This window comes from Polynucleobacter asymbioticus (genome assembly GCF_018687575.1).
Lineage (GTDB): Bacteria > Pseudomonadota > Gammaproteobacteria > Burkholderiales > Burkholderiaceae > Polynucleobacter > Polynucleobacter asymbioticus_C.
Genome location: NZ_CP061297.1, coordinates 1654122 through 1676321, shown reverse-complemented (window position 1 = coordinate 1676321; position 22200 = coordinate 1654122). Strand labels below are relative to the sequence as shown.

Genomic DNA, 22200 nt, shown 5'->3' with positions numbered 1-22200 from the left:
TTAAGAAGGGCTTTTTATTTATCTACTAACTTTATTACTGCCTTGCATGGCGCGTATTGTCTGGCCAAGGCGCATTGTGATCAGTGCGAAAGGGATTGATATCTAGACCGCCACGTCGGGTGTAGCGAGCGTAGACGGAGAGTTTTTCTGGTTTGCATTGACGCTTGATATCGGTGAAGATGGTTTCAACACAATGCTCATGAAACTCACCTTTTTGCCTGAACCCAATCAGATAGCGCAGCAAGCCTTCCTCCAAAATCGGGCGACCTTGATAGCGAATTTGCACGCTAGCCCAATCTGGTTGGCCAGTCACTGGACAATTTGATTTGAGTAGATGAGAAACCAAGCACTGCTCGATCGGCCCAAAAGATTCATTTACTTCCAACAAGGTGGGGTCGGCTGATAGGCTTGGATCGATCTCGATATCGAGGCGATCCATCAGAACGCCACTCATCTCCTGCATTCCTTTTTTGGCAATTACTTCGGCTGGATTGATGCGAGTGGTAATCTTGCTGCCAGCCACTGCCGACAAATCTGCAATCAACCTTTCGCGCACTTCAGCTTCATCTTCAAAGCGGGCGCTGTTAAGGCTATTTAGATAAAGCTTGAATGACTTCGACTCAATCATGTTGGGAGAATCTGCTGGAATTTGAAATTCCGCTAGAGCAATCTGGGGCTTCCCTTTTTTATTGAGCCAACCAAGTTCAAAGGCATTCCAAATATCAACACCAACAAAAGGCAAAGCTTGATTTGGTTTGATGTCTAGCTTGAGGCGGTTTTCAGAGCGAGTAATCGGAAAGAGCAAGCTCGGATCATATTGATCCGGATATTCTGTTGACTTACCTAGAGGAATTATGGGCATTAGCTTTTAGGTTTATTAGAAACACCAGATACAACGTGACCAGTAGGTGCTACTGATGCAGCGGATTGGCAGTGACCAGTTTGGTCATCAAAGAAAAAATCTGGCTCAAACTCGCGTAAGAATTCGCTTTTAGAGAGTCCGCCGAGAAACATGGCCTCATCAACATCAATACCCCAAGCCATGAGTGTGCGGATGGCGCGCTCATGGGCGGGCGCAGAGCGAGCAGTTACCAGGGCGGTACGAATCCGCATGCCCTTTTCGCTAGTAGAGCGTTGCAGACGATGTAAGGCTTCTAACAAGGGCTTGAATGGGCCTGGTGGCAAAGGAATTGCGGCCTTCTTGCTTTCATGATCAACAAAGGCTACTAAGCCTTCGCTCTGAAATACTTGCTCTGCTTCATCTGAAAAGAGAACGGCGTCACCGTCAAAGGCAATGCGAATTTCATTGGGGTGAGACTCTGCAGTTTTGCTCGACTCTGGATATACGCGTGCCGCAGGAAACCCGGCATCAATCGTAGCGCGCACATCATCTTCATTAGCCGAGAGAAATAAGTTGGCATGTAGCGAGCGAAGGTAGTGATAGGGTGGCCGACCTCTTGTAAAGACACCGCGCTCTAAATGTAGGCCATGATGTTCGGCTGAGCGAAAGACACGTAAGCCGCTTACTGGGTCATTGCGAGAAAGAATTACAACCTCAACGCGTTGCTCACCCTCTTCGTTAAAGGCGAGTAATTTTTTTACCAAGGGAAAAGCAACACCCGTTTGAGCAGCATTAGATAGGCGATCTAATTGCAGCTTCATATAGGCGCTGTCATCAGTCGATTCGAAGATGCGATTCTCTTCTTCAAAATCAAACAACGCGCGCGATGAAATCGCAACGACGAGTTTCCCGGTAAGTGTGTATGACATTATTTAAGAAATAAGCGGTAAGCCGGGTTATCAGTTTCATTCCAATGAGGATAACCAAGCGATGCTAAGAAACTTTGAAATTTCTTCTGTTCATTTTTGGGAACCTGGAGGCCTACCAAGATGCGACCATAGTCTGCGCCGTGATTGCGGTAATGGAAAAGACTGATATTCCAATTGGGGGCCATGCTAGTGAGGAATTTCATCAAAGCGCCTGGGCGCTCCGGAAATTCGAAGCGGTAAAGCAGTTCATCTTGAGCAAGGGTGGAGCGACCGCCTACCATATGACGCAGGTGAGACTTTGCTAGCTCATCATGGGTGAGATCGATGGTCGCAAATTTCGCCTTACGAAAATGCTTTGCAATGGTGGTGCTATCAGTTGCTTTTTGTGTGCCAATGCCAACGAAGATATGCGCTTCACTTTGATCAGCGATGCGATAGTTAAATTCCGTTACGTTTCGATTGCCGAGTAATTCACAAAAGCGTCTGAAGGAGCCACGCTCTTCAGGAATAGTGACAGCAAAAACCGCTTCACGGAATTCGCCAACATCAGCGCGCTCAGCGACAAAGCGCAGGCGACTAAAATTCATATTCGCGCCACAAGCAATCGCTACCAATGTTTTCTTTTTCAAGCGATGCTTTTCTACATACTTCTTCATGCCCGCAATCGCTAAGGCGCCAGCAGGCTCTAGAATGCTACGGGTGTCTGTGAAGACGTCGTTGATCGCAGCGCAGATTTCATCGGTATCAACCGTGATGATGTCATCGACTACGCGTTTACAAATGCGAAAAGTTTCTTTGCCAACGAGTTTGACTGCGGTGCCATCGGAGAAGAGGCCCACATCCTTCATTTCAATGCGCTTATTTGCTGCGAGCGATCTTCGCATTGCATCTGAGTCCACTGACTGGACACCAATCACTTTGGTTTTGGGGCTGACCGCTTTAACGTATTCGCCAATTCCAGCTATCAGACCGCCACCACCGATAGCTACAAAAATGGCATCGATGGGCTCTTGATATTGTTGAAAGATTTCCTGGGCGATCGTCCCTTGCCCGGCGATGACATCGGGATCATCAAAAGGGTGAACAAAGGTTAGACCCCGTTTTTTCTCTAAAAGTTCGGAGTATTTGAAGGCGTCACTATAGGATTCGCCATGCAAGATCACCTCAACCCAAGATCCGCCGCGCGCCTTCACGGCATCAATTTTGACGCTTGGGGTGGTTAGTGGCATCACGATGACTGCTTTGCACTTCATTTTGGCTGCCGCCAGGGCCACGCCTTGGGCATGATTGCCTGCTGAGGCTGCAATAACCCCCCGTTTTAGGGCTTCAGGGGGTAAATGGGCCATTTTGTTGTAGGCGCCACGCAATTTGAAGGAGAAAACCGGTTGGTTATCCTCTCTTTTGAGCAAAACTTGGTTGCCTAAGCGCTTTGTGAGTTCGGGGGCTACTTGGAGCTCTGTTTCCCTGGCCACATCGTAGACTCGGGCCGATAAAATTTTCTTTAAATAGTTCGTTGCCATGCGATGAGCGTACCATGAATGGGCTCTAAGCCCTTAAATTTGCAAGGGTTTATCGCCTTAGATCAACATCTTTCTTGGTTTCCTGCCAATATCAAGATCCCTCAATTAAAATGCATATTTATCAAATATGACGCTATGAACGCTCCATTAGCTTTGAACCAGTTGTTGGACGCCGAAGCGGGTTCACCCCGCCTTCGCGAAATCCCTTATAACTACACCTCCTTTTCCGATCGTGAAATCGTGATTCGCCTGTTAGGCGAGGAGTCCTGGCGCGTTCTGAATGATTTGCGTGGCGTTCGCCGAACTGGCCGTTCAGCTCGCATGTTGTTTGAAGTTTTGGGTGATATCTGGGTGGTTCAACGTAACCCCTTCTTGCAAGATGACCTGTTGGATAACGCTAATCGCCGTCAACTATTAATTGACGCTTTATGGCACCGCCTTGGCGAGGTGAAGAAAAGATCTAGCGGCGAATCCGTTGAGCAAGTTCAGGTTTTATTGAATGCCGCTCATCGTGCGGTCGAAAATTTCGAGCAGGGTTTTAAAGAGGTTGCAGAAATTCGTAAGCGTGCTCGTAAAGAGTTGAGTCGCATCACTGCCTCCGACAATATTTGTTTTGATGGTGTTTCTCGTGCAGCGCATGTAACTGATGCAACGGACTGGCGTGTTGAGTTTCCGCTGGTTGTTCTCAAGCCAGATTACGAATCTGAAATCCCTGGCTTGGTGAAAGCTTGCGTTGAATTAGGTCTAACCATCATTCCGCGTGGAGGTGGCACTGGTTACACCGGTGGTGCGATTCCTCTCTACGCTATGTCAGCAGTCATTAATACTGAGAAGCTTGAACAAATCGATGCCGTTAAGCTTAAGCGTTTGCCAGGTGTGGATCATGATGTATCTACGATCTTTACCGGTGCTGGTGTTGTAACTCGTAGAGTTTCGGACGCTGCAGAGCGCGCTGGATTGGTATTTGCAGTCGATCCTACTTCAGCTGATGCAAGCTGTATTGGCGGCAATATCGCTATGAATGCTGGGGGCAAGAAAGCTGTTCTATGGGGTACTGCGCTCGATAATTTAGCTAGCTGGCGCATGGTTGATCCAGAGGGTAATTGGCTTGATGTCGAACGTCTTGATCACAATCTCGGAAAAATCCACGTTGTAGATAAAGTGCGCTTTCAACTGACTTGGTCTGATGGTCTGAGTGAGCCAGGCGAACGCATTCTCAAAACGGAGACCTTGGAAGTAGAAGGTAAGCGCTTTCGCAAAGAGGGCTTGGGTAAGGATGTGACTGATAAGTTTTTATCAGGTTTACCTGGCGTTCAAAAAGAAGGCTGCGATGGATTAATTACGAGCGCTACTTGGATTTTGCATCGCATGCCTAAATTTATGCGCACGGTTTGCTTGGAGTTTTTTGGCCAAGCGCAAGAAGCCATTCCAAGTATTGTAGAAATCAAAGCCTACCTTGATGGACTGACTAAAAATGGCGGCCCAATTTTGGCTGGCCTTGAGCATTTAGACGATCGCTATTTGCGGGCGGTTGGTTATTCCACCAAGTCTAAGCGCAATGCTTTGCCAAAGATGGTATTGATTGGCGATATCGCTGGGGATGATGAAGAGGCGGTAGCTGCGGCGACCAGTGAAGTTGTGCGTATGGCCAACAATCGTGTGGGCGAAGGCTTTGTGGCGGTTAGTGCTGAGGCCCGTAAGAAGTTTTGGCTAGATCGCGCACGCACTGCTGCGATTGCTCGTCATACCAACGCTTTTAAGATTAATGAAGATGTGGTGATCCCATTGCCACGCATGGGCGAGTACACCAATGGTATTGAGCGTATCAATATCGAACTCTCTCTTAAAAACAAATTACAAGTTTTAGATGGCCTTCAAGCATTTTTGACAAAGAGCGCCTTGCCGCTTGGCAAGAATGATGAAGATTATGAGATTCCGAGCGCTGAAATTTTAGGTGATCGTGTCCAGCAAGCGCTAGAGCTTATTGCCACAGTTCGGGCGCGTTGGTCAGGCTGGCTTACGCAGATGGATACGTATTTCCCAGATCTGCAGAATTACAGTTTGCGAGCTTCATGGAAGACGGAAGTTCGTGCTGAACTCAGAATCATTTTTGGGGGCTTAGCATTTGAGCCCATCCTCAATGAGCTAGAGACGATTCATAAAAATATCCTACGTAAGCGGGTGTTTGTAGCGCTACATATGCATGCTGGTGACGGTAATGTGCACACCAATATTCCGGTGAATTCAGATGACTACGAGATGTTGCAAGACGCACATCGTGCAGTCGATCGGATTATGAAATTAGCCCGCTCATTGGATGGCGTGATTTCTGGTGAGCATGGCATTGGTATTACAAAGCTTGAGTATTTGACTGAGGAGGAGCTCAAAGATTTCCGCGCTTATAAAAATCGCGTAGATCCTGAGGGTCGCTTCAACAAAGGCAAGTTAATGCCGCAAGCGGACCTCAGCATTGCTTACACTCCGAGCTTTGGTTTGATGGGCCATGAGTCCATCATCATGCAGCAGAGCGATATTGGTGCAATTGCTGATAGCGTGAAAGACTGTTTACGTTGCGGCAAGTGCAAGCCGGTCTGTTCTACGCACGTACCACGTGCTAATTTGCTGTACAGCCCACGTGACAAAATTTTAGCAACTTCATTGTTAATTGAAGCCTTCTTGTATGAAGAGCAGACGCGTCGTGGCGTATCGATTCGCCATTGGGAAATGTTTGATGACGTTGCGGCGCACTGCACCGTTTGTCATAAGTGTTTAACTCCATGCCCGGTCAAAATTGACTTCGGTGATGTCACCATGAACATGCGTAACTTGCTACGCAAGATGGGTCAACAGCGCTTTAATCCAGGAACAGCAGCATCCATGCTCTTCTTGAATGCTACCGATCCAGACACTATCAAATTAGTTCGTAAGACCATGATTGGTTGGGGCTATAAGCTACAGAGATTAGGTAATGATGTGTTCCGTAAGTTGGCTCGCAAGCAAACTGCCCATCCGCCTGCAACCGTTACCAAGCCGACCGTAAAAGAGCAGGTTATTTTCTTTGTGAATAAGAAGATGCCGGGCAATTTACCTAAGAAAACTGCGCGTGCACTCTTGGATATTGAGGACGCAAATTACGTCCCCATCATTCGGGATCCAAAAACTACTTCCGCTGATACAGAGGCAGTGTTTTACTTCCCGGGTTGCGGATCTGAGCGTTTGTTCTCTCAGGTGGGCTTGGCTACGCAAGCAATGCTATGGAATGTGGGTGTACAAACCGTATTACCGCCGGGCTATCTATGTTGTGGTTATCCGCAGCGCGGCAATGGTGATTTTGATAAAGCGGACAAGATGATTACGGACAATCGTGTCCTGTTTCATCGCGTTGCCAACACACTGAATTACTTGGACATCAAGACTGTCGTTGTTTCATGCGGCACTTGCTATGACCAGTTAGCAGGTTATCAGTTTGAACAAATCTTCCCAGGTTGCCGCATTATTGATATTCATGAGTATTTGCTTGAAAAAGGCGTCAAACTTTCAAATGTGACTGGCGTGAAATACATGTACCACGATCCATGTCACTCACCCATGAAATTACAAGACCCAATGAAGACAGTAAATGAACTCATTCAATTGGAAGATGGCCAAGCTATTCAGAAGAATGATCGTTGCTGCGGTGAGTCTGGAACTCTTGCAGTGACGCGCCCTGATATTTCTACTCAAGTGCGTTTCCGTAAGCAGATTGAAATGGAGAAGGCTGCCAATGAATTGCGTAAGGACGATTTCACTGGCGATGTCAAAGTGCTAACAAGCTGCCCATCTTGCCTACAAGGTCTGACTCGCTTTGATGCAGATAGTGACACGACTGCGGATTACATCGTGGTTGAAATGGCGCAAAAATTATTGGGTCCAGATTGGATGCAAGACTATGTTTCTAAGGCAAATCAAGGTGGTATCGAGAGGGTATTGGTTTAATGATTCCAACTAATGTTGTAGTGCATCAGCAATCAAAAGTATTGGAACTCACTTATGAGAATGGCAATACCTATCGCCTGCCTTTTGAATTCTTAAGGGTAGTGTCTCCTTCAGCTGAAGTGCAAGGTCACGGCCCAGGGCAGGAGACTTTGCAGACCGGTAAGCGTGAGGTACTCATCGCCAATATTGAGCCGGTAGGACATTACGCATTAAAGCCGTCTTTCTCGGATGGGCATGATTCTGGCTTGTACTCCTGGGACTTCCTCCAATTTTTATGTGAGAACCACGAAGCATTGTGGAAAGAGCATTTAGATAAATTGGCAGCTGCTGGGCTAGACCGCGATGCTCCAATGAGTGTTGCTGGTGGTAAAGCCTGCGGTAGTCATTGAGCATCCCATTAGATAAAGCGAAGAATATGAGTAAGACTCACTTTGGATACCAAAGCGTTGATGAAGCGGAAAAAGCGGGTAAGGTCGCAGAAGTATTTCACTCTGTAGCCAGTAAATACGATGTCATGAATGACCTCATGTCCTTCGGACTGCATCGATTGTGGAAGAAGGTGACCATTGCTCGTGCTCAAGTGCGCCCCGGTCAAAAAGTATTGGATATTGCTGGCGGCACTGGTGACTTGGCTGCCGCCTTTGCGCGTGCAGCAGCTTGGGGCAATAACTCGGAAGCTCAAGTATGGTTAAGTGACATTAATGCTTCGATGTTGGGTGTTGGTCGTGACCGCCTACTAGATCAAGGCTTGGCTTTACCCTGTGTGCAGTTTGATGCAGAAAAAATTCCGTTTCCTGCCAATCACTTTGATGTAGTGACGGTGGCATTTGGTTTGCGCAATATGACTCACAAGGATGTTGCCTTGAAAGAGATGTTGCGCGTGATCAAGCCGGGTGGTCGAGTACTGGTATTGGAGTTCTCTAAGCCAGATGCTTTTTTACAACCGGTTTACGACACCTATTCATTCAAGGTATTGCCTTGGCTGGGTGAAAAAATTGCCCAAGATTCTGAGAGCTATCGTTATTTAGCGGAATCCATCCGCATGCATCCAGATGCGCAAACCCTCAAGGAAATCATGCTGGGGGTCGGTTTTGATGAGGTGGATACCCACAGAATGACTGGGGGTATTGTTGCGCTTCATATTGGTATTAAATACTAGTGAATTTGTAGTTTTTAGCAGTCCAGAACTAAAGTAGTTCCATAGGAGATAAAAAGATGAATAAGCATTTTTTCAAAGCAGTTGTATTAAGCCTTAGCTTAATATTTGCTACCGTTGGTCATGCGAATGCTGCCCGTTTAGGTGGCGGCAAAAGTGTTGGTAAGGCACCAAGTGCACCAATGCAAAAGCAAGCTGCTCCTGCACAAAAACCAACTCAACAGGCACAACCAGCTACACCGGCTGCAGCTCCTCAAGCACCAGCACCTAGTCGCTTTGGTGGCATGGGTGGAATTCTAGGCGGTCTTGCTGCGGGATTAGGTATTGGATACCTCTTGTCTCATTTTGGTTTGGGTGAAGCAGCATCTTCATTGATTACTGGATTATTGATTGCTGTTCTAGCAGGCTTTGTCATCATGTTTGTGATGAGAAGAATGATGCCTGCTTTGTCTGGCGCGAACAAAGGTCCTCAAGTCACTTCGCAAGGAATGCAGCGTGCCAATATGGATCAAGCTCCTAGACAGGAGCCTGCCTTTACACCAGCCGCAAATGCATTTGGCGGTGTTGCTGCTGAGCCAGCGCCGTTTCAATCAACCTTGCCACCAGGATTTGATGAATATGCATTTTTGGATAATGCAAAGCAGTATTTCTCAACACTTCAAAAAGCATGGGATCAGGGCGATTTAGCTGCATTGCGTGAGTACACAACACCAGACATGTTTGCAACGATCGAACAAGACTTGTCTGGCCGTGCTGATAGCGCCAATCAAACTGATGTTGTCACACTCAATGCGCAGTTGCTGGGAATTGAGACAGCTGACAATGTGTATTACTGTAGTGTGCAGTTCACGGGCATGATTCGTGAGCAAGCAGGCGCACAGGCAAATAACTTCTCTGAAATTTGGAACTTAAGCAAGCCGGTGAACGGCCCTGGAGGTTGGGTACTAGCGGGTATTTCTCAGTTAGTTTAAGCTTGAGGTACTTTCCACTGAAAGCCCGCACTTGTGCGGGTTTTTTACACTTATGACCACCGCTTCTCCTGCCACTCACCATATTGCGGCTTCAGCCGCTTGCCGAGGGATTAATCATGTCCTCAAAGCAGAGCCGTGGGCTATGGCGGAGTTGGCACGTCATGCTGGAAAAGTGATTTTGTTAGGTTTGCCAATCGGTAACTTATGTTTTGAGATAGCGCCTGATGGCTCTTTGCTTTCCTTGACGAATGTTGATACCCCATCCTTGGAGCTTGAGATTTCTCCGGAAGTATTTAGTGCTTTAGCTGGCGGTCAGGGTAATTTACGGGAGCAGGCAATGAAGTCGGTCAAGATTACTGGGGATGCTGACTTAGCGCAATTATTAGGTCGTCTAGCGGGTCAAATTCGCTGGGAATATGAAGAGGATTTAGCACGCTTCATTGGCGATGCGCCTGCTAACTTTGCAGTACGACAAGGTAAGAAATGGGTTTCTGCTGGAAAATCCGCGGCTACAGATTTGCTTGAAAATGTGATTGAGTACGTTAGCGAAGAAAGAAAAGTACTTTTGAATAAACGAGATTTTTTAGTTCGCAAGAATGAGTTAAGCGCATTGCGTGATGCGGTTGATCGGATAGAAAAACGCATCCAACTTTTAGAGCGAAAAGGTTAATTCATTGTGCGTCGTCTAGCTCGTCTCTCATTTATTTTCTTCACCGCATGGCGCTATGGCATGCTGCCATTGCTACGCGATATTTTAAAGCCCGGCATTCGTCGTGGTGTGTTGACTGTCATTTGTTGGACCTCACCAGGCCAGTCTTTACCTAGGGGTGAGCGCATTCGTTTAACGCTGGAAGCACTGGGTCCAATCTTTGTGAAATTTGGACAAGTACTTTCGACACGACGTGATTTATTGCCAGAAGATATTGCTAATGAATTGGCCAAGTTACAAGATCAGGTGCCGCCATTCTCAAATGATGAATCTTGCCGATTGATTGAACAAGCACTTGGGCAATCCATCGAAGAAGTATTTATTAGTTTTGATGCAACCCCCGTAGCTAGTGCCTCTGTAGCTCAAGTGCACTTTGCTTTATTGCGTGGAACTCAGAAGCATCCAGAGTGGGAGGGTCGTCCAGTCGCAGTCAAAGTGTTGCGCCCAGGTATTTTGCCAATCATTGATGGTGATCTTGCTTTACTGTATGACTTGGCAAAAATTATTGAGAGAGTATCCGAGGATGGCCGCCGCTTAAAGCCGCGTGAAAACGTTGCTGAATTTGATACTCACCTACATGATGAATTGGATCTCATGCGTGAGGCAGCCAATGCAAGTCAGTTGCGTCGCTATTTTGTAGATTCTAAAAAATTAATGATTCCTGAGATGTATTGGGATTTATGTCACACCAATGTCATCGTCATGGAAAAGATGGATGGCATCTCGATTGGGCGCACCGCAGAGTTGCGTGCTGCCGGTATTGACTTTAAAAAGCTTGCAGCAGATGGCGTAGAAATATTTTTCACACAAGTATTTGAGCATGGCTTCTTTCATGCAGATATGCATCCTGGCAACATCATGATCAGTCTTGAGCCAGAAACATTCGGCCGATTTATTTCTTTGGATTTCGGTATTGTTGGTGCGCTAAGTCAGTCTGATAAAAGTTACTTGGCACTCAATTTCCTTGCTTTCTTTAATCGCGATTACCGTCGTGTTGCTGAATTACATATCGAGTCTGGTTGGGTTCCTGCTAATACGCGAGTTGAGGAGCTTGAGGGCGCGGTTCGATCTGTTTGTGAACCTTACTTTGATCGCCCCCTAAAAGAAATTTCCCTGGGCATTGTATTAATGCGCTTGTTCCAAACATCACGCCGCTTCAAGGTAGAAATTCAGCCACAACTCACTTTGCTTCAGAAGACTTTGTTGAATGTTGAGGGTCTCGCTCGTCAGCTCGATCCAGATCTAGATCTCTGGAAAACTGCTAAGCCAATTTTGGAAAAATGGATCAGCCAGCAGTTGGGCTGGAGGGCTTTGATCGATGGTCTTAAGGCTGAAGCTCCCAGCTGGGCGCAAATATTGCCAACCTTACCCCGCCTGATTGCGGAAAGTTTGGCTCAAGGGCGCGCTCCACAGAAGGACCAAAATCTTGAATTAGAGGTCTTAAAAGGCCTTTTATTGCAGGAAAGGCGCACGCATCGCCTTTTGGTGGGGGCTTTGCTGTTTGCAGGGGGCTTTTTGGCTGGGATTCTAATAATCGGCCTTGGTCTTTACTAGTCTGTCGCCTGCCGGCGCTTAAACCGCTAAAATGCCAGGTTAGGCAAAGCGCAAGCATAGGCACATGAAAAAATACTTTATCGCAGGCATTCTGGTGTGGGCACCGATGTCAATCACCATTTGGGTGATTGCATGGGGTCTTGGCTTGCTCGACGGCGTTTTTGGCTCCGTGATGCACGCCATCATCGCTGTATTCCCAAATCAGTTTGCCGGTGATTTGCAGCATTTCCGTGAGTTACCAGGCGTAGGCATTCTGATTGTTGTTTCAGTCATCATGATTACTGGATTGCTCGCAATTAGCTTTGCAGGGCAGTGGTGGATGAAAGTGTGGAATCGGTTTATGAACCGCATTCCAATCGTGCGCTCGATTTATTCCAGTGTGCAGCAAGTATCTTCAACCTTGTTTTCTGGAAGCGGACAAGCTTTTAGTAAAGCCTTATTGATTCGCTATCCCCATGCAGATTCTTGGGCAATTGCATTCCAGACTGGCATGCCAGCAAAAGAAGTGACTGCCAAATTGGGGGAGGATTACGTCAACGTATTTCTGCCAACTACACCAAATCCAACTTCTGGATTTTTTATGATTGTCCCACGCTCACACACCATTGAATTAGAGATGAGTGTTGAAGAGGCTCTCAAACATATTGTTTCAATGGGGTCCGTTCCTCCAACCAGTTCAACTGGTTTGACTGCTATTAAGTCAAACCAACATCTTTGATTTATAGGAAATTGTTATGTCGATGCGAAGCCATACCTGCGGTCAGGTAACTGAATCACTCATTGGTCAAGAAATTACTCTCTCCGGTTGGGTGAATCGTCGCCGTGACCACGGTGGTGTGATTTTTATTGATTTACGTGATCATCAAGGTTTTGTGCAAGTGGTATGTGATCCAGATCGCCCAGAGATGTTTGCCCTGGCTGAGCAAGTTCGTAATGAGTTTTGTATTCAGATCAATGGTTTAGTACGTGCGCGTCCAGCCGGTACTGAGAACAATGATTTGGTTAGCGGCAAGATTGAAGTGCTTTGCCATAGCTTAGTTATTTTGAATGCATCTATTACTCCTCCATTCCAATTGGAGGATGAGAATTTATCTGAGACTACTCGCTTAACTCACCGTGTACTCGATTTGCGTCGCCCGCAAATGCAAAAGAATTTACGTTTGCGTTACAACGTGGCCATGGAGTGCCGCCGCTACTTAGATACTGCTGGTTTTATTGATATTGAAACACCCATGTTGACTAAAAGCACTCCTGAAGGCGCGCGTGACTATTTAGTTCCTTCACGTGTGCATGATGGCCAGTTCTTTGCCTTGCCACAGTCTCCTCAGCTCTTTAAGCAGTTGTTGATGGTGGCTGGTTTTGATCGCTACTACCAAATTACGAAGTGTTTCCGTGATGAAGATTTGCGTGCTGATCGTCAGCCTGAATTTACTCAGATCGACTGTGAAACAGCCTTCCTGGATGAATTAGAAATCCGTGAATTATTTGAAAACATGATTCGTCATATTTTCAAAACAACGATGAATGTCGAGTTGCCAAATCCATTCCCAACAATGCCTTACTCAGAAGGTATGGCGCGTTTTGGTTCAGATAAGCCAGACCTACGTGTGAATTTTGAATTCACTGAATTGACTGATTTAATGAAAGATGTCGATTTCAAAGTGTTCGCTGGTGCCGCAAATCAAGAGGGTGGCCGAGTGGTTGGTTTGTGCGTGCCTGGTGGTGCCGAGATTAGCCGTAGTGAAATTGATGACTACACTCAATTTGTAGCGATCTATGGTGCTAAAGGTTTGGCGTGGATCAAAGTGAACTCAGTTGCTGAAGGCCGTAATGGCTTGCAATCACCCATCGTGAAGAACTTACATGATGCCGCTATTGAAGGTATCTTGAAGCGTACTGGTGCTAAAGACGGCGATATTATTTTCTTCGGCGCTGATAAAGAAAAAGTGGTCAATGATGCTATCGGCGGTTTGCGTCTGAAGATTGGTCATTCTGCTTGGGGTAAAGAGCATGGCCTATCTACTGAAGGTTGGAAGCCATTGTGGGTAGTTGACTTCCCGATGTTTGAATACGATGAAGATAATGCCCGTTGGGTTGCATGTCACCATCCATTTACAAGCCCTAAAGATGAGCACATGCAGTATCTCGAATCCAACCCAGGCAAGTGCTTAGCTAAGGCCTATGACATGGTTCTAAACGGTAGCGAAATTGGTGGCGGATCGGTTCGTATTCACCAAGAGGCGGTTCAGAGTCAGGTATTCCGTGCATTGAAGATTGGCGCTGAAGAAGCGCAGGCTAAATTTGGATTCTTATTGGATGCATTGCAATATGGCGCACCTCCGCATGGTGGTATTGCTTTCGGTTTGGATCGCATTGTCACTATGATGACCGGTGCCGAGTCTATTCGCGATGTGATCGCCTTCCCTAAGACTCAGCGCGCACAGTGCTTGCTCACTCAGGCTCCTAGCCCAGTAGATGAGCGTCAGTTAAAAGAGTTGCATATTCGTTTGCGCCAAGCAACTCCGGCCGCTTAAACAAGAAAGCATTTAAAGCATCTTGAAAATCCCCATTTCGGTTTTAGTTGTTATCTACAAATCGAATGGGGAGGTCTTGCTCATAGAGCGGGCTGACAAGGCCAACTTCTGGCAATCGGTTACGGGCAGTGTAGATGCTGTTGATGAAGATCTTGGTGTGGCTGCGGCGCGCGAAGTCCTTGAGGAAACCGGCATCGATGTCCAATCACTACCAGCCAACTCTTTGCAGGATATGCATCATCAAATCGAATACGAGATTTACCCACAGTGGCGTTTTCGCTATGCCCCTGGGGTGACTAAAAATACCGAGCATTGGTTTTCATTATTGGTTCCAGATACTACTCAAGTCCGATTAGCTCCTAGGGAGCATGTTGCCTATCAATGGCTGCCATTTGAAGAGGCTGCTACTAAATGTTTTTCTCCCAGCAATGGTGCTGCCATTCTGCAATTGTTCTCTGCGCCTTAGTACAGAAGTGACTAAGATAGAGCGATGAGACATTCATCAGGGCATCATCATTCGGCAGCAGCTTCTAAACCTTCACAGGGAAGTGATTGGAAAGTCATTCGCGATTTACTTCCCTATCTACTTGAATATAAGTTTAGGGTTGCGATTGCCCTGACATGTTTGGTGGCTGCCAAGGTTACCAACCTCGGTATTCCGATTTTGATGAAGCAATTAATTGATACTCTCAATATCAAGGCAGATTCTCCGCAAGCTTTGCTAGTAGTACCCGCTGGATTGATATTGGCCTATGGCCTTTTAAGAATCTCCGCTTCAATTTTTACTGAGTTGCGTGAATCTCTTTTTGCACGCGTCACCCAAAATGCGGTGCGTAAAGTAGCACTCCAGGTTTTTGAGCATTTACATTCCTTGGCTCTGAGCTTCCATTTGGCCCGTCAGACTGGCGGAGTTAGTCGAGATATTGAGCGTGGTACCCGTGGCATCCAGTCTCTGATCTCCTATTCGCTTTACAGCATTCTTCCAACCCTAATTGAATTTTGTTTGGTGCTTGGTTTCTTGGCCTATGCATACGATATTTGGTTTGCCATCATTACCCTGGTCGCGTTAGTACTCTACATTGCGTTTACGGTTGTTGTTACCGAATGGCGAACCCATTTCCGTCGCACCATGAACGATATGGATTCCAAGGCCAATCAAAAAGCAATTGATTCGCTATTGAATTTTGAGACAGTCAAGTATTTTGGTAACGAGGCATTTGAAGCGAGTCGCTACGATCAGAATTTACTGCGCTATCAAGCCGCCGCTGTTAAATCTCAGAAATCTTTAGCAGTCCTGAATTTTGGGCAGCAAACCATTATTGCAGTCGGTTTAGTTCTTATACTTTGGCGTGCGACCTTGGGTGTGATTGATGGTTCTATGACCTTGGGTGACTTAGTCCTGGTGAACACCTTAATGATTCAGTTGTACATTCCATTGAATTTCTTAGGGGTGATTTATCGTGAGATTAAACAGGCCCTAACGGATATGGATCGCATGTTCTCGCTTCTTAATACTGAGAAAGAGATTGCTGATGCACCCAACGCAAAGCCTCTGCTGATCAGCAATCAAGGTCGTGGACCCGATGTGCGTTTTGAGAATGTCTCATTTCATTACGATGCTAAGCGTGAAATTTTGAAGGATGTGAGCTTTAATATTCCTGCGGGAACGATTACGGCAGTCGTAGGCCAGAGCGGTGCAGGCAAGAGTACTTTGGCTCGGCTACTATTTCGTTTTTATGATGTTCAGTCTGGCAAGATTCTGATTGATGATCAAAATGTTGTGGATGTGACTCAATCAAGCCTGCGTAAGGCGATTGGTATCGTCCCACAAGATACGGTGCTGTTTAATGACACGATTGGCTATAACATTGCTTATGGCAATCCCGATGCTTCGATTGAAGAGGTGCATGAGGCTGCTAGAGCCGCTCAGATCGATCGCTTTATCAAGCATCTTCCAGATGGTTATGACACCCAAGTGGGTGAACGTGGCTTGAAGTTATCTGGCGGTGAGAAGCAGCGCGTTGCGATTGCACGTACCTTGCTGAAAAAGCCGGCGATGCTCATTTTTGATGAGGCAACATCGGCGCTAGACTCTAAAACAGAGCGAGCCTTTCAGGAGGAGCTACTTGGCCTCGCAAAGAACCGTACCACTTTGATCATTGCCCACAGGCTTTCTACGATTGTCCATGCGGATCAAATTTTAGTGATGGATCATGGTCAGATTATTGAGCGCGGAACGCATGCTGAGCTGCTGTCTGCTAATGGTCGATATGCTGAGATGTGGCAGATGCAAGAGCGAAGCGCTCTTGATTAGAATATCTGCATGAGCCAGCAAGAAACCATTCTCAAAAATGCCTTTGCAGCAGCTTTGGCAGTTGCGGATCCAAAGAAAATTATCCCTGCATATCTCAGTAAGATATTTCCACTAGGTTCAGAGCCGAGCGGAAAGTGTTTGATAGTAGGCGCAGGTAAGGCGAGTGCATCTATGGCAACTGCTCTAGAGTCTTATGCAAACAGCCATTGGCCTCATGCAGTTCTTGAGGGGGTAGTGCTGACTCGATATGGGCACAATTCGTCAACTAGTCAGATTCAGATTATTGAAGCGGGTCACCCTGTGCCAGATCAAGCGGGCATGGATGGCGCTCAAGAAATCTATCGTTTGGTGGGCGAGTTACAGGCCGGTGACATTCTGATTGCCTTGATTTCAGGAGGTGGGTCTAGTTTGCTCACTTTGCCTCAAGCTGGCATCAGTATTGAGGATATGCGTAAGACTACTGAGGCGCTCTTGCGTTCTGGTGCACCGATCGAAGAAATGAATGTGGTGCGTAAGCACTTGTCAGCAATTCTGGGTGGTAATTTAGCAAGACTGGCGATTGCACGAGGTGCTCGAGTTGAGGCTTTGCTGATTTCTGATGTCACCGGAGATGCGCCAGCTGATATTGCCAGCGGTCCTTGTGCTGCAGATTATTCGACTTACCAGAATGCCTTGGATATTTTGGCCAAACATCGCTTAGGTGCTGACGCAATTCCAGGATCTGTTTTAGCTCACTTACAGCGCGGTGTTACTGGTGAAGTCCCAGAAACCTTAAAAGAGTCTGACCTGCAAAATACTGAAGTTAGTAATCATGTGATTGCCACTGCTTACAAGAGTCTCGAGGCTGCAGCGGAATATGTTCGCACACAAGGTTACGAGCCAGTAATTTTGGGTGACACCATTACTGGTGAAGCTCAGGATGTGGGTATCGAACAAGCTGCCTTGGCACGTCAGCATTCGCCGGTCAAGAATGGCAAGTCCATCGCCCTTATCTCAGGTGGCGAGTGCACCGTCACGATTCCGAATGGAGTTAAAGGCCGCGGTGGTCGTTGCAGCGAATATTTACTTTCATTGTTTGCAGCCTCCTCAGATATTACTAATATTTCTGCTCTAGCTGCTGACACCGATGGTATCGATGGTAGTGAAAAGAATGCTGGTGCGTGGTTTAGCCCCGAGATCCGCCAGCTTGCTAATGAGCAAGGCTTAATTCCATCTCGCTATATGAATCAGCACGATTGCTACGGTTTTTTTGCGCAATTAGATGCTTTGGTGGAAACTGGCCCTACACTGACAAATGTGAATGATTTCCGCATCATCTTGCTTGATAATTAATTATGACCAATAGCCCAGCAAAAATTCAACTGATTCAGCCAGATGACTGGCATTTACATATTCGTGACGGCGAAGTCATGAAGGATGTCCTGATGGACACTGCACGCCAATTTGCGCGAGCCATCATCATGCCAAATTTAAAGCCACCAGTAACGACAGTTGATTTGGCAAATGCATATCGCGGTCGCATTGAAGCTAACCTTCAATCTTTAGGTGTGACTACCTTTACTCCATTAATGACCTTGTATCTCACGGATAACACTTCAGCGGATGAAGTACGTAAGGCAAAAGGTGCTGGCATTATTGGATTTAAGCTTTATCCTGCTGGCGCCACAACCAATAGCGATGCTGGTGTGAGTGATATCAAGCGTTGCTATGGTGCACTTGAGGCGATGCAGTCTGTTGGTATGCCATTGTTAGTGCATGGTGAAGTGACCAGTGCTGAGATTGATATCTTTGATCGGGAAGCAGTATTTATTGATCAAGTACTCGAGCCTTTGCGTAAGGATTTTCCTGATCTCAAAATCGTGTTTGAACACATCACTACTAAGCAGGCTGCACACTATGTGCGTGATTCACAAACTGCTGGAAAAAATACAATAGCTGCAACTATTACTCCGCAACATTTGCTCATGAATCGCAATGCGATTTTTTCTGGTGGCATTCGTCCGCACAATTATTGCTTGCCAGTACTCAAGCGTGAAGAACATCGCGTTGCTTTACTAGAAGCAGCAACCAGTGGCAGCCCGCGATTTTTCTTAGGTACTGATAGTGCGCCACATGCCAAGGGTGCAAAAGAGGCCGCTTGTGGTTGTGCTGGTTGTTACAGCGCCTTTAATGCGCTTGGTTTATATGCTGAGGCATTTGAGAGTGTTGCTAAGCTAGATAAGCTTGAGGGCTTTGCCAGTTTCTTTGGACCGGATTTTTATTCTTTGCCACGCAACACCCAGAAAATTACCTTGGTGAAGCAGGCGCAAAGTATTCCAAAAGAGCTACCCTTGGGTGATGCCACGATCGTGCCGCTGCGCGCTGGTGAGACTATCGCTTGGACATTGGCTTAAGTATTTCAACAGCCCCACAATTTACTTTTTAAACTAAATTTCTGCGACTGCGTTAGACTGCAGGCGCAGAGTCAATTGGGCAATCGCCGCCTCTTTATTGAGGGGGAGGAAAGTCCGGACTCCATAGGGAAGGGTGATGGCTAACGGCCATCCACGGTGACGTGAGGAATAGGGCCACAGAGACGAGCGTATTTAGTTACGGTGAAACGCGGTAACCTCCACCTGGAGCAATCCCAAGTAAGCAGGCGATGAGGCGTCCCGCTGAGTCTGCGGGTAGGGAGCTTGAGCCGTCAGGTAACTGCCGGCCTAGAGGAATGATTGCCCCTAGATGCAAATCTGGGCGACAGAATCCGGCTTATCGATTGACTCTGCACTTTTCTCAATACTTATGCGTCGTTCAGGACGTCAATGGAATAAGTAATCTCAGCTGTTTTGGCGAGCATCGTTGTCGCGGAGCAGTACTTTTCATGAGATAGCTTCACTGCGCGCTCAACCTTGCTTAAATCGAGATTTTTACCTTTCACGGTGAAATGCAGGTTAATTTTGGTAAATACCTTGGGCTCAATCTCAGCTCTCTCGGCGGTCAGTTTGACATCGCAGGCGCTAATCTCTTGACGTGCCTTTTGAAGGATTAACACGACATCGAAGGCAGAGCAACCGCCAGTGCCGGCCAAAATCAGCTCCATGGGCCTTGGGGCGCTATTTTTCCCTCCAGCCTCTGGTGGGCCATCCATGGTGACTTGATGGCCGCTCCCAGTTTCTGCTGAAAATGCCATTCCGCCATTACCCAACCAAGATACTCGACATTCCATGTTAGTGACCCCTAAATCAGTAAATTAATCAATATTATCAATAGTTTACCAATAATGGCGATGCTTAGTTTTGAGGCTAGTTTTGCTAAAAAACATCAAAAAATTGATTTTGGTCAATATTCTTGCGTTGCACCATATTTTTTGTGTAGAATAACCATATTGGCAGTCAGTCTTATATAAGAGATCGATGTGCCTCCCAGTGTCTCCTCCACTTAAACATAGGTGGATTCCAACCCAGGACTCGTTCCTGGGTTTTTTTTGGGTTACAATTCAAGGCTTTACTGAATTACCGAACCAGTCAGCGGTGATTTGTTGTACCAAGTGAATTACAGAATCTGCGAGCTTGCAAACATAAGCAGGGCCAAGGTGGACGTAGTTTGGTTGGGGTAATTTTTTTGACTATAACAATTTGAGAAATCATGAAAACTTTTTCTGCAAAATCCCATGAGGTAGTGCATGAATGGTTCGTGATTGACGCTACGGACAAAGTCCTCGGTCGTGTCGCCAGTGAAGTGGCACTCCGTCTACGCGGCAAGCACAAGCCTGAATACACCCCACACGTTGATACCGGCGACTTCATTGTTGTCATCAACTCTTCTAAGCTGCGTGTTACAGGCACAAAAGGCTTGAACAAAATTTATTACCGTCACAGCGGATACCCAGGTGGTATTAGCTCGACTAACTTCGACAAGATGCAAGATCGTTTCCCAGGTCGCGCTTTAGAGAAGGCTGTGAAGGGTATGTTGCCAAAAGGCCCACTAGGTTATGCCATGATTAAGAAATTAAAAGTCTATGGCGATGCCAGTCATCCGCATGCGGCTCAACAGCCAAAAGCGTTAGAGATTTAAGGAAACCAAATGGCTATTAATTACGGAAATTGGAATTACGGTACAGGTCGTCGCAAGAGCTCTGTAGCACGTGTATTCATTAAATCTGGCAAAGGTGAGATTACTGTTAACGGTAAACCTATCGATGCTTACTTTGCTCGCGAAACATCACGCATGATCGCTCGTCAGCCTTTGGCTCTCACAGCCCACCTAACTACCTTTGATATCAAAGTAAACGTTAGCGGTGGCGGTGAAACTGGCCAAGCTGGTGCAGTTCGTCACGGTGTTACTCGTGCATTGATCGACTACGACAACGCTTTGAAGCCAACTCTGTCTAAAGCAGGTTTGGTAACTCGCGATGCCCGTGAAGTTGAGCGTAAAAAAGTTGGTCTGCATGGCGCGCGTCGTCGTAAGCAGTTCAGCAAGCGCTAATTTCTTTCAGTCGCTTAAAGTTTTATCGAAAGGGTCGCGCAAGCGGCCCTTTTTGTTTCTACAATCTAGGTATTCAAGAAATAAAATTCATCTGTCGGTATTTTGGAGAATGGCATGATTAAAGTTGGCATCGTTGGCGGCACTGGATATACCGGAGTGGAATTACTGCGTTTGTTAGCGCAGCACCCCGAAGTCAAAATTCAGGCAATTACTTCCCGCACGGAAGCTGGCATGCCAGTGGCTGAGATGTTCCCCTCTTTACGTGGCCGGATTGATCTCAAATTCACGACACCAGATGAAGCCAAGCTAAATGAGTGCGATGTAGTGTTCTTTGCAACACCACATGGCGTAGCAATGGCACAAGCCAAAGAGCTGCTTGCAAATAACGTGAAGATTTTGGATCTCGCAGCTGACTTCCGTTTAAAGGACATCAAAGAATTTGCGAAGTGGTACGGTATGGAGCACGGCTGCCCAGAAATTTTGGCTGAAGCAGTTTATGGTTTAGCTGAAATCAATCGGGAAGAAATTAAAAAAGCCCGCGTAGTAGGTTTAGCGGGTTGCTACCCAACTTCAGTTCAGTTGGGTCTTGCGCCATTGCTTTCACCAAAGTCTACTGGTGGTAAGCAATTGATTGATGGCACCCATATTATTTCTGACTCGAAGTCGGGCACATCTGGTGCTGGCCGTAAGGCGGAGATTGGCACCTTGTTGTCAGAGTCCAGTGATAACCTTAAGGCTTATGGCGTTAAAGGCCATCGCCATCTTCCAGAAATCGTCCAAGGATTGAAGGCTATCGCTGGTCACGACCAGATTGGTTTGACCTTTGTGCCGCATTTGACACCAATGATTAGAGGGATTCATTCAACCTTGTATGTGCGCTTGACTGAGGCGGGAATGAAGGTGGATTTCCAAAAGCTGTATGAGGGTTTCTACAAAGGTGAGCCTTTTGTGGATGTGATGCCGGCTGGTAGTCATCCAGAAACACGCTCTGTAAGGGGTAGTAATGGCTTAAGGATTGCTATTCATCGTCCTGGAGATGGTGATACTTTGGTTATTTTGGTAGTTGAGGATAATTTGGTGAAGGGTGCTTCGGGCCAGGGTGTTCAGTGTATGAACCTGATGTTTGGCTTACCTGAGACCACTGGATTGACACAGATCGCCGTTTCACCATAATCAGGCGTGCTGGAAAGACCCTTCAGCACACTTGGAATTAAAAGCCTAAAATGAATCATT

19 protein-coding genes and 1 other RNA gene are annotated in these 22200 nt (G+C 46.7%); 16 read left to right on the top strand and 4 right to left on the bottom strand.

The window, feature by feature from the left end:
- Positions 1-34: 34 nt before the first annotated feature.
- Genes queF through ilvA form a run of 3 tightly spaced genes read right to left on the bottom strand, consistent with a single transcriptional unit; the run spans position 35 to position 3290 of the window.
- Entirely contained in the window at positions 35-862 is an 828-nt protein-coding gene (gene queF / locus AOC19_RS08395) for an NADPH-dependent 7-cyano-7-deazaguanine reductase QueF (protein ID WP_215375951.1), read from the bottom strand.
- Positions 862-1770 carry a 5'-nucleotidase gene (locus tag AOC19_RS08390; protein WP_215375948.1) on the bottom strand — a complete coding sequence of 303 codons (909 nt, stop codon included), beginning with the start codon at positions 1768-1770 and terminating at the stop codon, positions 862-864. The genes queF and AOC19_RS08390 overlap by 1 nt, the downstream gene beginning before the upstream one ends.
- Positions 1770-3290 carry a threonine ammonia-lyase, biosynthetic gene (gene ilvA, locus AOC19_RS08385; RefSeq protein ID WP_215375945.1) on the bottom strand — a complete coding sequence of 507 codons (1521 nt, stop codon included), beginning with the start codon at positions 3288-3290 and terminating at the stop codon, positions 1770-1772. The genes AOC19_RS08390 and ilvA overlap by 1 nt, the downstream gene beginning before the upstream one ends.
- 135 nt (positions 3291-3425) lie before the next feature.
- Here ilvA and AOC19_RS08380 point away from each other — a divergent pair, with 135 nt between their 5' ends.
- From AOC19_RS08380 to rnpB, 13 genes are all read left to right on the top strand, one after another.
- Positions 3426-7265 carry a DUF3683 domain-containing protein gene (locus tag AOC19_RS08380; protein ID WP_215375943.1) on the top strand — a complete coding sequence of 1280 codons (3840 nt, stop codon included), beginning with the start codon at positions 3426-3428 and terminating at the stop codon, positions 7263-7265.
- Positions 7265-7654, top strand: a complete 390-nt coding sequence (locus AOC19_RS08375; RefSeq protein WP_215375940.1) for a gamma-butyrobetaine hydroxylase-like domain-containing protein — start codon at positions 7265-7267, stop codon at positions 7652-7654. The genes AOC19_RS08380 and AOC19_RS08375 overlap by 1 nt, the downstream gene beginning before the upstream one ends.
- A gap of 26 nt (positions 7655-7680) precedes the next feature.
- Positions 7681-8424: a bifunctional demethylmenaquinone methyltransferase/2-methoxy-6-polyprenyl-1,4-benzoquinol methylase UbiE gene (gene ubiE / locus AOC19_RS08370; protein ID WP_215375939.1), complete on the top strand. Its 744-nt coding sequence runs from the start codon at positions 7681-7683 to the stop codon at positions 8422-8424.
- Positions 8425-8480: 56 nt separating this feature from the next.
- Positions 8481-9392, top strand: coding sequence for a Tim44 domain-containing protein (locus AOC19_RS08365; RefSeq protein WP_215375937.1), 912 nt, complete (start codon positions 8481-8483; stop codon positions 9390-9392).
- A gap of 52 nt (positions 9393-9444) precedes the next feature.
- Positions 9445-10062 carry a ubiquinone biosynthesis accessory factor UbiJ gene (locus AOC19_RS08360; RefSeq protein ID WP_215375935.1) on the top strand — a complete coding sequence of 206 codons (618 nt, stop codon included), beginning with the start codon at positions 9445-9447 and terminating at the stop codon, positions 10060-10062.
- 6 nt (positions 10063-10068) lie between these two features.
- Entirely contained in the window at positions 10069-11655 is a 1587-nt protein-coding gene (ubiB, locus tag AOC19_RS08355) for a ubiquinone biosynthesis regulatory protein kinase UbiB (protein WP_215375933.1), read from the top strand.
- Positions 11656-11719: 64 nt separating this feature from the next.
- Positions 11720-12373 (top strand): DUF502 domain-containing protein, encoded by a 654-nt coding sequence (locus AOC19_RS08350; RefSeq protein WP_215375930.1) that lies wholly within the window; start codon positions 11720-11722, stop codon positions 12371-12373.
- Between the two features lie 16 nt (positions 12374-12389).
- On the top strand, positions 12390-14189 hold the full coding sequence (aspS, locus tag AOC19_RS08345; protein ID WP_215375928.1) for an aspartate--tRNA ligase: 1800 nt from the start codon (positions 12390-12392) through the stop codon (positions 14187-14189).
- Positions 14190-14211: 22 nt separating this feature from the next.
- Entirely contained in the window at positions 14212-14655 is a 444-nt protein-coding gene (gene nudB, locus AOC19_RS08340) for a dihydroneopterin triphosphate diphosphatase (protein WP_215375925.1), read from the top strand.
- A 24-nt stretch (positions 14656-14679) separates the two neighbouring features.
- Complete coding sequence (locus AOC19_RS08335; RefSeq protein ID WP_215375923.1) at positions 14680-16503, top strand: ABCB family ABC transporter ATP-binding protein/permease; 1824 nt, start codon at positions 14680-14682, stop codon at positions 16501-16503.
- Between the two features lie 9 nt (positions 16504-16512).
- Positions 16513-17835, top strand: a complete 1323-nt coding sequence (locus tag AOC19_RS08330) for a glycerate kinase type-2 family protein (RefSeq protein WP_215375920.1) — start codon at positions 16513-16515, stop codon at positions 17833-17835.
- Positions 17836-17837: 2 nt separating this feature from the next.
- Entirely contained in the window at positions 17838-18896 is a 1059-nt protein-coding gene (gene pyrC / locus AOC19_RS08325; protein ID WP_215375918.1) for a dihydroorotase, read from the top strand.
- Between the two features lie 67 nt (positions 18897-18963).
- An RNA gene (gene rnpB / locus AOC19_RS08320) (RNase P RNA component class A) lies at positions 18964-19270 on the top strand.
- Positions 19271-19282: 12 nt separating this feature from the next.
- Here rnpB and AOC19_RS08315 read toward each other — a convergent pair.
- A complete protein-coding gene (locus AOC19_RS08315; protein ID WP_215375914.1) occupies positions 19283-19708 on the bottom strand; it encodes an OsmC family protein in 426 nt (141 codons plus the stop codon).
- A 419-nt stretch (positions 19709-20127) separates the two neighbouring features.
- Here AOC19_RS08315 and rplM point away from each other — a divergent pair, with 419 nt between their 5' ends.
- From rplM to argC, 3 genes are all read left to right on the top strand, one after another.
- The gene (gene rplM, locus AOC19_RS08310) at positions 20128-20556 is read left to right on the top strand and encodes a 50S ribosomal protein L13 (RefSeq protein WP_015422034.1); all 429 of its coding nucleotides are present in this window, start codon (positions 20128-20130) and stop codon (positions 20554-20556) included.
- Positions 20557-20565: 9 nt separating this feature from the next.
- The gene (gene rpsI, locus AOC19_RS08305) at positions 20566-20967 is read left to right on the top strand and encodes a 30S ribosomal protein S9 (RefSeq protein ID WP_015422033.1); all 402 of its coding nucleotides are present in this window, start codon (positions 20566-20568) and stop codon (positions 20965-20967) included.
- 114 nt (positions 20968-21081) lie between these two features.
- A complete protein-coding gene (argC, locus tag AOC19_RS08300) occupies positions 21082-22140 on the top strand; it encodes an N-acetyl-gamma-glutamyl-phosphate reductase (RefSeq protein WP_215375911.1) in 1059 nt (352 codons plus the stop codon).
- Positions 22141-22200 lie beyond the last annotated feature (60 nt).

Excerpts from the sequence above, each read along its gene's own strand:
- queF (WP_215375951.1), bottom strand. The coding sequence starts at position 862 with ATGCCCATAATTCCTCTAGGTAAGTCAACAGAATATCCGGATCAATAT.
- AOC19_RS08390 (WP_215375948.1), bottom strand. The coding sequence starts at position 1,770 with ATGTCATACACACTTACCGGGAAACTCGTCGTTGCGATTTCATCGCGC.
- ilvA (WP_215375945.1), bottom strand. The coding sequence starts at position 3,290 with ATGGCAACGAACTATTTAAAGAAAATTTTATCGGCCCGAGTCTACGAT.
- AOC19_RS08380 (WP_215375943.1), top strand. The coding sequence starts at position 3,426 with ATGAACGCTCCATTAGCTTTGAACCAGTTGTTGGACGCCGAAGCGGGT.
- AOC19_RS08375 (WP_215375940.1), top strand. The coding sequence starts at position 7,265 with ATGATTCCAACTAATGTTGTAGTGCATCAGCAATCAAAAGTATTGGAA.
- ubiE (WP_215375939.1), top strand. The coding sequence starts at position 7,681 with ATGAGTAAGACTCACTTTGGATACCAAAGCGTTGATGAAGCGGAAAAA.
- AOC19_RS08365 (WP_215375937.1), top strand. The coding sequence starts at position 8,481 with ATGAATAAGCATTTTTTCAAAGCAGTTGTATTAAGCCTTAGCTTAATA.
- AOC19_RS08360 (WP_215375935.1), top strand. The coding sequence starts at position 9,445 with ATGACCACCGCTTCTCCTGCCACTCACCATATTGCGGCTTCAGCCGCT.
- AOC19_RS08350 (WP_215375930.1), top strand. The coding sequence starts at position 11,720 with ATGAAAAAATACTTTATCGCAGGCATTCTGGTGTGGGCACCGATGTCA.
- aspS (WP_215375928.1), top strand. The coding sequence starts at position 12,390 with ATGTCGATGCGAAGCCATACCTGCGGTCAGGTAACTGAATCACTCATT.
- AOC19_RS08335 (WP_215375923.1), top strand. The coding sequence starts at position 14,680 with ATGAGACATTCATCAGGGCATCATCATTCGGCAGCAGCTTCTAAACCT.
- AOC19_RS08330 (WP_215375920.1), top strand. The coding sequence starts at position 16,513 with ATGAGCCAGCAAGAAACCATTCTCAAAAATGCCTTTGCAGCAGCTTTG.
- pyrC (WP_215375918.1), top strand. The coding sequence starts at position 17,838 with ATGACCAATAGCCCAGCAAAAATTCAACTGATTCAGCCAGATGACTGG.
- AOC19_RS08315 (WP_215375914.1), bottom strand. The coding sequence starts at position 19,708 with ATGGAATGTCGAGTATCTTGGTTGGGTAATGGCGGAATGGCATTTTCA.
- rplM (WP_015422034.1), top strand. The coding sequence starts at position 20,128 with ATGAAAACTTTTTCTGCAAAATCCCATGAGGTAGTGCATGAATGGTTC.
- rpsI (WP_015422033.1), top strand. The coding sequence starts at position 20,566 with ATGGCTATTAATTACGGAAATTGGAATTACGGTACAGGTCGTCGCAAG.
- argC (WP_215375911.1), top strand. The coding sequence starts at position 21,082 with ATGATTAAAGTTGGCATCGTTGGCGGCACTGGATATACCGGAGTGGAA.